The sequence below is a fragment of the Xenorhabdus indica genome (assembly GCF_014467235.1).
GTDB classification, from domain to species: Bacteria; Pseudomonadota; Gammaproteobacteria; order Enterobacterales; family Enterobacteriaceae; genus Xenorhabdus; species Xenorhabdus indica.
Window position 1 is genome coordinate 146,225 of sequence record NZ_NKHP01000001.1, and the last position, 11,970, is coordinate 158,194.

The following is an 11,970-nucleotide window of genomic DNA, read 5'->3' on the forward strand; positions in this document are numbered from 1 at the left end:
GGGAGCTGTCATGTTAGAAACTATGCGACGTCACGGTATTACCCTCGCAATTTTTGCCGCTTGTACCACCGGGTTAACGGCAATTGTTTATTCATTCACAAAAGACCGGATTGCAGAACAAGCAGCGTTACAACATAAGGTATTATTAGATCAGGTTGTTCCTCCTGCGCTGTATGATAACAACATGCTAAATGAATGTTATCTGGTAACAGCAGATGCTTTAGGTAATCAACAACCCCATCGTCTCTATCTGGCACGTAAAAATGGAACTCCGGTTGCTGCTGCAATAGAAAGCACTGCACCCGATGGCTATTCAGGGGCTATCCAACTACTGGTCGGGGCAGATTTTTCTGGCAAGGTACTCGGTGTGCGTGTTACCGAACATCATGAAACTCCGGGGTTAGGGGATAAAATTGATACCCGCATATCCGATTGGATCTCTGTTTTTTCTGGCAAGAAAATCACTTCCAATAATGATCCTCATTGGGCAGTTAAAAAAGATGGCGGGGAATTTGACCAGTTTACGGGAGCAACCATCACTCCTCGTGCTGTTGTCAATACAGTGAAACGGACAGCTCTCTATATGGAAACCATGCCAGCACAACTTTCTTCATTATCCACATGTGGAACAAAATAAATGAGTGAAACTAAAAACCTATTTCTTCAGGGGTTATGGAAAAACAACTCCGCATTAGTACAGCTTTTAGGACTTTGTCCCCTTTTAGCAGTCTCTTCTACTGCCACTAATGCACTGGGACTGGGATTGGCAACAACACTGGTTCTGTTGAGCACCAACATCGCCGTATCCGCTTTACGCCGTTGGGTTCCTCACGAAATCCGTATTCCTATTTATGTGATGATCATTGCATCTGTTGTCAGTGCCGTTCAGATGTTAATCAATGCCTTTGCATTCGGATTATATGAATCATTGGGGATTTTTATCCCGCTAATTGTGACTAACTGTATCGTTATCGGACGTGCGGAAGCCTACGCATCAAAAAACTCAATCTATCACTCAGCGCTTGATGGTATTGCAATGGGTCTTGGTGCAACATTTGCCCTATTTGTGCTTGGCGCCATGCGTGAAATCCTGGGTAATGGCACACTTTTCGACGGTGCAGATCTATTATTAGGGAGTTGGGCTAAATCATTACGTATTGAAATTGTGCATATGGATTCCCCATTCCTGCTAGCCATCTTACCACCAGGTGCATTTATTGGATTAGGTTTGATGCTGGCCGGGAAATATATCATTGATGAACGAATTAAAAGCCGTACAGATGCTAAAACACGTCGCTATGACAACATAGAAAAAGGCTGCGATAGCCGTATCACAAGAGGATAAAGGCGTAATCAGGTATGAATAAACAAAAACGGGTCGAAATTTTAACCCGCTTACGGGATAACAACCCTAATCCAACGACTGAATTGGTTTTCAATTCACCATTTGAACTGCTGATTTCAGTATTGCTGTCAGCACAAGCAACAGACGTCAGCGTCAATAAGGCAACGGCAAGACTTTATCCGGTTGCCAATACGCCACAAGCCATCCTTAATTTGGGCGTCGATGGCTTAAAAGAGTATATAAAGACTATCGGGTTATATAACACTAAAGCCGAGAACGTGATTAAAACCTGCCGGCTCTTGCTGGAAAAGCATCAAGGCGAAGTACCGGAAGATCGCGCAGCGCTCGAAGCATTACCGGGCGTCGGTCGTAAGACAGCCAATGTTGTTTTGAACACGGCCTTTGGCTGGCCGACAATAGCTGTTGATACCCATATTTTCCGTGTCAGCAATCGGACTCAATTTGCTCCGGGAAAAAATGTTGATGAAGTCGAAAAAAAGCTATTGCAAGTTGTACCTGATGAATTCAAAGTAGATTGCCACCATTGGTTAATTTTACATGGTCGTTATACCTGTATTGCCCGTAAACCACGCTGTGGATCTTGTATTATTGAAGATCTGTGCGAATATGCGGATAAAACTGAGTAATACATCTCTCCTATTAACTCCCGCCTGATCTGGCGGGAGTTAGCCCTAATTTACAGAGAAACAACAATTTCCCTGATCCGCTGTTGGGGATTATCCACCATGATTTGCAGTACAGTGAGCAAATAGTCAATGTGCCGTTCTATGGTCGATTGGTCAAACAGGGCGGTGGCATAACTTACCGCTCCGGCAACTATGCCATTCTCTTCAAAAAACTCTATTTCGAGATCATAGTTGGTAATATTTAAATCATGAGCAATTGATGACGCTGTCAGCCCCGGCAATGTCCAGTCAGAATCTTCATAATCCTGCCAGGCAAATACGACCTGACACAACGGTATATGGTCTAGCTGGCGTGACGGTTGTACAATTTCCATCATCTGTTCAAACGGCAAATCCTGATGCGCCTGTGCCGCTAGCGTGGTTTGCCGCACTTGTGCCAGCAACTCCGCTACCGTCAACTCACCCGAAACTCTTGTGCGTAACGCCAGTGTATTCACGAAGAATCCAATTAATGGCTCCACTTCCTGACGACTACGGCCAGAACTGTGGGTTCCAACAATAATATCCTCCTGACCGGACAAACGCGATAAGACCACCGTCCAGGCGGACAATAATGTCATAAATAACGTGACATTGTGCTGTACACTCAGACGCTTCAAGGCGGTTATTAATTCCACATTCAAATTGATGGGTAAAACTTGACCGGCAAACGACTGCTCCGATGGGCGTGGCCGATCTGTCGGTAAATTCAGCAGAGTCGGTGCATCAGCCAACGCCGTGCGCCAATAGTCAACTTGCTTCTGCATATGTTCGGAAGAAAACCACTGCCGCTGCCAGACTGCATAATCAGGGTACTGGATCGCCAGCACGGGTAAAGGATTCGGTTGCCCGGCCAGAAAAGCCGTATAGAGCGAGTTCAGTTCATCTATTAGTACCTTCACTGACCAACCATCGGAAATAATATGGTGCTGGGTCAGCAAAAACTGATAGTCGTCATCCGCCAACTGGATAAGCCTCGTCCGAACAAGCGGCCCCTGGCTGAGATCGAATGGCGCATACACCTCCTCAGTACGCAGTCGTTTTAACTCTGTTTCGGCATCCTGGCACCCACGCAGGTCATGATGAACCAACGGCAGCCCACGATCTGCCGCCAGCAGGCGAACCTGAGGCTGACCGTCAACAGAAACAAAGACCGAGCGCAGGGCTTCATGACGAGCAAATAACACATCCAGTGCCTGCTGCCAGGCTGCAATATCCAGTTGTCCACGCAAATGTAACACGAGCGGCATATTATAGTGTTCACTGGCACCTTTAAATTGCGTCAGAAGCCACATGCGCTCTTGAACGAATGACAGTGGCAATCCCCCCTCACGGGAGACAGGCAAGATAGGAGGCAATGTACTTTGTTGATCAAACCGAATATGAAGTTTTTCAGCCAGAGCTGCCAAAGAAGGGGAGTTAAACAGCTCACTCAGTGGCAAATCCATCTCTAAAGCCGCTATCCGGTTCATTACTTGCATCGCCAGCAATGAATGGCCGCCCAGTGCAAAGAAATTATCATGCCGACTAATTTGCTCGACGCCTAAGACCTCCTGCCAAATCGCTGCCAATGCGATTTCCATTTCCCCCTGCGGGGCTTCATAGATCTGCCGGACAAAGGCGTCGCCGTCCGGGGCCGGCAGGCTCCGGCGATCCAGCTTGCCGTTCGGGGTCTGCGGGAAACTGTCCAGACGGACAAAGGCCGCCGGCACCATATAATCCGGCAACACTGCACTCAGGTGAGTGCGCAGGCGGTTAACCAGTGTTTCATCAGCTTCCGCCACGATATAGGCTACCAGCCGTTTACCCTGCCCGTCATCCCGTGCCAGCACGACCGCCTCCTGCACCGCCGGGTGTGTCAGTAAACGGGTTTCAATTTCCCCCGGTTCAATGCGGAAGCCGCGGATTTTCACCTGCTGGTCGTTACGACCCAAGAATTCCAGACTGCCGTCCGGCCGGTAACGGGCCATATCCCCGGTACGGTACATCCGGGCACCCGATACGGGGCTAAAGGGATCAGGAATAAACCGTGCTTCACTTAAGCCGGGCTGGTTCAGATACCCCCGCGCGACCCCTACCCCACCGATATAGATTTCCCCCACACCGCCTAACGGCACCGGTTGCCCGTGGCTGTCCAGCAGATAAATGCGGGTATTGCTGAGCGGCCGGCCGATAGAACGATCATCGTCCGAAGAGAAGACTTCTTGACAGGTGGCGGTCACGGTATTTTCCGTCGGGCCATAAGCGTCTAATAACCGGGGACGGTGACCCGCCTGGGCAAACCAGTCCTGAAGGGCTTTTTTCTGCACGGCCTCACTGCCGATGATAACCAGCCGGAGCACGTCCGGCAGCACTAATCCCGGTTCTCTGGCAGCCAGTTCAGACCAGAATAATGTCGGCAGGAACAGCACCGTGATACGGTTTTCCCGGACCAAAGTAATAAATTCCGGCATAGAAGCCAGCCAGCTATCATCGCGGATCACCAGCGTGGCGCCATGACATAATGAGGAGAAACACTCCTCAACGGCGACATCAAAGGCAAACGCCGCAAACTGCAACACCCGGTCCTGCGCCGTCACACCATACCGTTCATTGACACCCAGCGTACGGTGATAAATCGCCTGATGCTCGACCATCACCCCTTTTGGCTGCCCGGTTGAGCCGGAGGTGTAAATCACATAGGCCAGATTTTGCGGTGTTAACGTGGAAACCTGTGGGTTACTGTCCGGTTGATCCGGCAACACCGTCGGGTCAAGAACGGCCCACTCAGCCAGCACCTTGTCACCCAAAATAGACTGCCCGGCCCTATCCGCTAATATCACCGATGGCGCACTGTCATTCAGGATATACGCCAGCCGCTCTGCCGGGTAGGTTATATCGAGTGGCACATAAGCCCCACCGGCTTTCAGTACCGCCAAAAGAGATATGATCATAGACGGGGAGCGTGCCACACAAATCGCGACCCGTTGCTCCGGCTCCACCCCTGACTCAATCAACTGATGCGCCAGCCGGTTAGCGCGGGCATTTAATTCGGCGTAACTGAGTGTGTGTCCTTGATACTCCAGTGCCGTGGCCTGCGGGGTGCGCTCTGCCTGCTGTTCAAACCACCGATGTATACACAAGGCCGCAGGATACGGGGTCTCCGTCCTGTTCCAGGTGGTTAATAATAAGGTACGCTCCGTTTGCGGCAGAATTTCTAATGCCCGTACCGGGGTTTCCGGGACTTTTTCCAGCGCGTCCACCAGACTTTCCAGTGCCTGCTGCATATAGCCCCATATCCGCTCCGGTTCAAACGGCGGCACCACACTTGCCGTCAAGCCCAGCACCTCACCAAAATCCTCCACCGACAGCCCAAAGGGGTAGTTGGTCCGTTCCTGGCCGTCTAAAAATTCAATGCCTTCAAATGGTTCATCCGACGACGCTGAGAGACTATTGTGCCGGTAATTGAGCAAAGCGCTAAAGAGCGGCGTACCGCGTTCAACCCCGCTACACTGTTGCGCCAGCGCCAGTGACGCATGCTCATGGGTTAATAATCCCGCCAGCCGGTGATGGGCGGCCTGCACGCTATCCCGTACCGGGGTGTCATCCATATCCAGCCGTAACGGCAGGGTATTAATAAACAGGCCCATTCCCCCCTCTGTTCCATCTCCGCCGGTCATACGCCCAAACAGTACGGTGCCGAACACCACATTTTCTTGTCCGCTACTGCGCGCCAACACCTGGGCCCAGGCCAGATGACACAACGCCGCCAGACTCACCCCCTGCTGCCGGGCCTGACGGCGCAAACGGTCATTCAGTTCTGGTGACAGCAGCCGGTAATATTCCCTTTCCTGCGTTCCATCCAGATGGACGTCCGCCAGCCCGAATGGCAGGGTCGGCTCCGTCACGTCCGCCAGCATCCCGGTAAAGAAAGCAGTATGGGCTGCCTGACTCACGCCCAACCGGGCCTGTGCCACCAGATTGCGGAACGGTACGGGCACAGCCAGGCTCTGCTCTTGCCCTGTCAGATAAGCCTGCACTTCACGGTGCATCACTTCCACCGTTTCATGGTCACCAATCAGGTGATGGTGCAATTCCAGCAAGCACCAGCGGCCATCGGTTTCCTGCGCCACCACAAAATGCAGTAACGGCGCCTGACTCAAATCAAGACGATAATGGCGTGGATCAAAACGCTGACTTAACTGGTCCATAACCGGGCCATCAGCCGGATCCAGTGTCAATTCTGTTACGGATAAGGGGGCCTGACGCCAGACAACCTGCACTGGCACAGACACGCCCTGCCAGATAAAGGCGGTACGTAAAATATCGTGCCGGTCGACTATCCGTTGCATTGCTGCCAGATAACGATCCAGCAACGCGCGGTCAGAAAATGCGGTCCGGCCACTTAACAGGTAGGTATCTCCTTCCTGTTCCAATACATGGTGGAACAAAATCCCGTCCTGCAACGGCGATAAGGCATAGATATCCTGAATATTTGCCACGCCGCCCGGCACCTGTCTGACAAGATGGTCAATGTCCGCCTGGGTTAAATCCACCAACGGCAACATCGCCGGGGTCAGTTGCTGCGTTTCGGGGGTTATCATATTCGGTGGGATTTCGATAGCCCGGTGCTGCCCCACTGTTTGCGCCAGATCGGACAACACCGGCGACCGGAACAACGCCCGCGCTGTCAGTGCTAATCCCTGCTGACGCAGGCGTTCAATCATACGTACCGCAAGCAAGGAGTGCCCCCCCAGCGCAAAGAAGCTGTCATGACGGCTGATTGGCTCAATACCCAGTAATTCCCCCCAAATCGCTGCCAGCGTCATTTCGGTTGCCCCCTGTGGCGCTTCATACGCCTGCCGGGCAAAGGCGTCGCCGTCCGGGGCCGGCAAAGCACGGCGATCCAGTTTGCCGTTTGGTGTCAATGGCAACGCGTCCAGACGGACAAAAGCCGCCGGCACCATATAATCCGGTAACACCGTACTCAGATGAGTACGCAGGTTGTTAACCAGCATTTCATCGGCTTCTGCTGCCCCCGTTTCCGCCACGATATAGGCCACCAGCCGTTTACCCTGCCCGTCATCCCATGCCAGCACGATCGTCTCCTTCACCGCCGGGTGTTCCAGCAAGCGGGTTTCAATTTCTCCCGGCTCAATGCGGAAGCCGCGGATTTTCACCTGCTGGTCGTTACGGCCCAAGAATTCCAGGCTACCATCCGACTGGTAACGGGCCATATCGCCGGTGCGGTACATCCGGGCACCTGAGACAGGGCTAAAGGGATCGGGGATAAACCGTGCTTCACTTAAAATTGGCTGATTCAGATACCCCCGCGCTACCCCTACACCACCGATATAGATTTCCCCCACACCGCCTAACGGCACCGGTTGCCCGTGGCTGTCCAGCAGGTAAATGCAGGTATTGCTGAGCGGCCGGCCGATAGAACGGTCATCCTCAGGGGAGACAACTGCTTGACAGGTGGCGGTGACGGTATTTTCCGTTGGGCCATAGGCGTTTAATAACCGCGGACGGTGACCCGCCTGGGCAAACCAATTCTGAAGGGCTGTTTTTTGCACCGCTTCACTGCCGATAATAACCAGCCGGAGCGCGTCCGGCAGCACTAATCCCGGTTCTCTGGCAGCCAGTTCAGACCAGAATAATGTCGGCAGAAACAGCACCGTAATACGGTTTTCGCGGGTTAAGGTAATAAATTCCGGTATGGATGACAGCCAGCTATCATCGCGGATCACCAGCGTGGCGCCATGACATAATGAGGAGAAACACTCCTCAACGGCGACATCAAAGGCAAACGCCGCAAACTGCAACACCCGGTCCTGCGCCGTCACACCATACCGTTCATTGACGCCCAGCGTGCGGTGATAAATCGCCTGATGCTCGACCATCACCCCTTTTGGCTGCCCGGTAGAGCCGGAGGTGTAAATCACATAGGCCAGATTTTGCGGTGTTAACGTGGTAACCCGTGGGTTACTGTCCGGTTGATCCGGCAACATCGCCGGATCCAGTACCGTCAACCCGGCCAGTACCTCATCACTCAGTGCAGCTTGCCCGGCCCGGTCTGCCACTACCACGGATGGCGTGCTATCACTCAGGATATAGATCAGACGCTCTGCCGGATAGGTTGTGTCGAGTGGCACATAAGCCCCACCGGCTTTCAGTACCGCCAACAGGGACACTACCATGGCCGGTGAGCGTGTCACACAAATCGCGACCCGTTGCTCCGGCCCGATCCCTAACGCAATCAACTGATGGGACAGCCGGTTAGCCCAGGCATTGAGTTCGGCGTAACTGAAGGTTTGTCCTTGATATTCCAGTGCTATGGCCTGCGGAGTGTTCTGTACCTGCAGTTCAAATAACTGATGAATACATAACGCCGCAGGATACGGGGTTTCCGTCCTGTTCCAGGTGGTTAATAATAAGGTACGCTCTGTTTGCGGCAGAATGTCCAATGCCCGCACTGGCATAGCCGGGGTGTGCTCCAGCGCGTCCGCCAGACTTTCCAGTGCCTGCTGCATATAGCCCCATATCCGCTCTGGCTCAAACGGCGGCACCACACTTGCCGTCAAGCCCAGCGCCTCACCAAAATCCTCCACCGACAGCCCAAAGGGGTAGTTGGTGCGTTCCTGGCCGTCTAAAAATTCAATGCCTTCAAATGGTTCATCCGACGACGCTGAGAGACTATTGTGCCGGTAATTGAGCAAAGCGCTAAAGAGCGGCGTACCGCGTTCAACCCCGCTACACTGTTGCGCCAGCGCCAATGACGCATGCTCATGGGCAAGTAATCCCGCCAGCCGGTGATGGACGGCCTGTACGCTGTCTTGTACCGGGGTGTCATCCATATCCAGCCGTAACGGCAGAGTATTAATAAACAAGCCCATTCCTCCCTCTGTTCCTTCGCCGCTGGTCATACGTCCAAATAATACGGTGCCGAACACCACTCTTTCTTGTCCGCTACTGCGCGCCAACACCTGAGCCCAGGCCAGATGACACAACGCCGCCAAACTGACCCCCTGCTGCCGGGCCTGACGGCGCAGACGGTCATTCAGTTCCGGTGTCAGCAGCCGGTAACATTCTCTTTCCTGCGTTCCATCCAGATGGACGTCCGCCAGCCCGAATGGCAGGGTCGGCTCCGTCACGTCCGCCAGCATCTCGGTAAAGAAACGGGTATAGGCTGCCTGACTGACGCCCAACCGGGCCTGCGCCACCAGATTACGGAACGGCACCGGCGCAGGCAGGCTTGCCTCTTGCCCTGTCAGGTAAGCCTGCACTTCACGGTGCATCACTTCCAGCGTTTCATGGTCACCAATCAGGTGATGCAGTAATTGCAGGGCAATCCAACGGCCATCCGTTTCCTGCGCCACCACAAAGCGCAATAATGGTGCATCGCTCAGGTTAAGACGATAATGACTGACGTTAAAACGGGCCGCCAATTGGCGGCTCACGGGTCCCTCTGCCGGATCCAGTATCAGTTCAGTCACGGATAAGAGGGCGTGACGCCAGACAACCTGTACTGGCACGGACACCCCTTGCCAGATAAAGGCGGTGCGTAAAATATCATGACGGTCAATCATCCGTTGCATTGCTGCCAGATAACGATCCAGCAAAGACCGATCAGCAAACGCCATCTGACCACTTAACAGGTAAGTATCCCCTTCTTGTGCCAGTAAATGGTGGAATAAGATCCCGTCCTGCAACGGCGATAAGGCATAGATATCCTGAATATTTGCCACGCCGCCCGGCACCTGTCCTACAATGTAGTCAATATCCGCCTGCGTTAAATCCACCAGCGGTAACATCGCCGGAGTCAGTTGTTTTGTCGCGGGGGTAATCACATTCGGCGGAATTTCGATGGCCTGATGCTGCCTCACTGTTTGCGCCAGATCGGACAACACGGGCGACCGGAACAACGCCCGCGCTGTCAGTGCTAATCCCTGCTGACGCAGGCGTTCAATCATACGTACCGCAAGCAAGGAGTGGCCCCCCAGCGCAAAGAAACTGTCATGGCGGCTGACCTGCTCCATACCGAGTAATTCACGCCAAATCGCCGCCAACGTCATTTCGGTTTCTCCCTGCGGGGCTGCATAGACTTGCCGGGCAAAGGCATCTTCATCCGGTGCCGGCAATGCCCGGCGATCCAGCTTACCGTTTAGCGTTAAGGGAAACGCATCCAGACGCACAAAAGCCGCTGGCACCATATAATCCGGTAAAGTCGCGCTCAAATGCGTTCTCAGGCTGTTCGCCAGTTCCTTCTCCTCTTGCGCAACCACATAAGCCACCAGCCATTTTTCAGCGCCATCACCCAGTGCCAGTACTGCCGCCTCACGCACTGCCGGATACTCTGTCAGCCGGGTTTCAATTTCCTCAGGTTCAATACGGAAACCGCGAATTTTCATCTGCTGGTCATTACGGCCGAGGAACTCCAGATTGCTGTCTAGCCGGTAACGCGCCAAATCTCCGGTGCGGTACATTCGCGCATCTGGGGTATCATTAAACGGATCGATAAGGAACCGTTCGGCCGTTAACTCAGGTCGGTTCAGATAGCCACAGGCTACGCCGTCTCCCCCCACATAAATCTCACCAGTCACCCCCAACGGTACGGGCTGACCATGACTATCCAACAAATAAACCCGGGTATTGGCGATAGGCCGGCCAATGGGGAGCCGGATCATGCCCTCTTCCAGTGCCTCAATAGGATACATTGTTGTAAAGGTAGTGCCTTCTGTCGGGCCATAAGCCTGCAACAGTTGTTGCGGTGGACGATGTTTCAGTACTTGAGCAATCAGCGGTAAGTCGGGGATATCACCGCCAAAAATCAGCGTTTTTATCTGCGGCAGCACCGGGGACAACTCTACCACCAGCCGGTTAAATAGCCCGATGGTCAGCCACAAGATCGTGATACGATGGGTCTGCAAAGCCCGGACTAACTCCGCCGACGTCAATAAAGTGGTGTGATCAATGACTACCAATGCCCCTCCGTTGAGCAACGGCGCCCAGACTTCAAAGGTACTGGCATCAAACGCCGGATTCGCGGTAAAAGCCACTCGATCATCCTGCTCAATGGCCGCGTAACCATTATTGATGACCAGCCGAACCACGGCACGATGTGGCACCAGCACGCCTTTTGGTGTCCCGGTGGAACCGGAGGTGTACATGATATAGGCCAATGCCGTGCTGGCACACGGTAAGTCAGGGTTAATACTATTTTTCTCGTTGGCTTGCTCACTCGTCGTCTTATCCTCATCGGAAAGACGAAGCAGCGGTACAATCAGGTTAGCCGGGATCGCTGTCTGTGTATCGGTGAGTAACAGTTTGGCAGTACAGTCATTGATCAGCCAGTTTTTCCGCTCATCGGGCATCCTGGGATCGAGGGGAACGTAAGCTGCACCGGCTTTAAGCACGGCCAGTTGCGCCACGACCAGCATGATGGAGCGCTCAAACAGCAGCACAATAGGATCGCCGGGGCAAACACCTTGTCTGATTAACTGATGAGCCAACTGATTCGCCTGTGTATTCAGCTCACTGTAGTTCAGGACCTTATCGCCCGCTATCAGGGCTGTCGCTTGCGGCGTTTTTACCACCTGCTGTTCAAACAATTGATGAATACACAAGGCCGCAGGATACGGGGTTTCCGTTGTGTTCCAGGTAGTTAATAATAAAGTCCGCTCCGCTTGTGGCAAGATATTCAATGCCCGTACCGGGGTTTCCGGGGCTTGTTCCAGTGCGTCCACCAGACTTTCCAGTGCCTGCTGCATATAACCGCATACTCGTTCCGGATCAAACGGCTGAACAACCTGAACTGTCAAGCCCAGTGCCTCACTAAAGTCTTCCACCGACAGCACAATGGGGTAGTTGGTTCGCTCTTGTCCGTCCAATAACTCAACCCCCTCCAGCGTATTATCCAACTGGTTCGATTGATCATTGTGCCGATAATTTAACAGGGCA

General features: G+C 53.2%; 3 protein-coding genes and 1 pseudogene. 3 read left to right on the plus strand and 1 reads right to left on the minus strand.

Going from position 1 to position 11,970, the window contains the following annotated elements; translation table 11 throughout:
* The first annotated feature begins 10 nt into the window (after window positions 1–10).
* Genes rsxG through nth form a run of 3 tightly spaced genes read left to right on the plus strand, consistent with a single transcriptional unit; the run spans window position 11 to window position 1,992 of the window.
* Window positions 11–637, plus strand: coding sequence for an electron transport complex subunit RsxG (gene rsxG / locus Xind_RS00535; RefSeq protein WP_187649248.1), 627 nt, complete (start codon window positions 11–13; stop codon window positions 635–637).
* Entirely contained in the window at window positions 638–1,345 is a 708-nt protein-coding gene (locus tag Xind_RS00540) for an electron transport complex subunit E (protein ID WP_187649249.1), read from the plus strand.
* 14 nt (window positions 1,346–1,359) lie between these two features.
* Window positions 1,360–1,992: an endonuclease III gene (gene nth, locus Xind_RS00545; RefSeq protein WP_187649250.1), complete on the plus strand. Its 633-nt coding sequence runs from the start codon at window positions 1,360–1,362 to the stop codon at window positions 1,990–1,992.
* A gap of 50 nt (window positions 1,993–2,042) precedes the next feature.
* On the opposite strand, the pseudogene Xind_RS00550 reads toward nth, so the two are convergent.
* A pseudogene (locus Xind_RS00550) lies at window positions 2,043–11,786 on the minus strand (non-ribosomal peptide synthetase); the annotation flags it as partial.
* Between the last annotated feature and the right edge of the window lie 184 nt (window positions 11,787–11,970).

Bases quoted from the DNA above. Each gene is read 5' to 3' on its own strand.
- rsxG (WP_187649248.1), top strand. From the start codon at position 11: ATGTTAGAAACTATGCGACGTCACGGTATTACCCTCGCAATTTTTGCC.
- Xind_RS00540 (WP_187649249.1), top strand. From the start codon at position 638: ATGAGTGAAACTAAAAACCTATTTCTTCAGGGGTTATGGAAAAACAAC.
- nth (WP_187649250.1), top strand. From the start codon at position 1,360: ATGAATAAACAAAAACGGGTCGAAATTTTAACCCGCTTACGGGATAAC.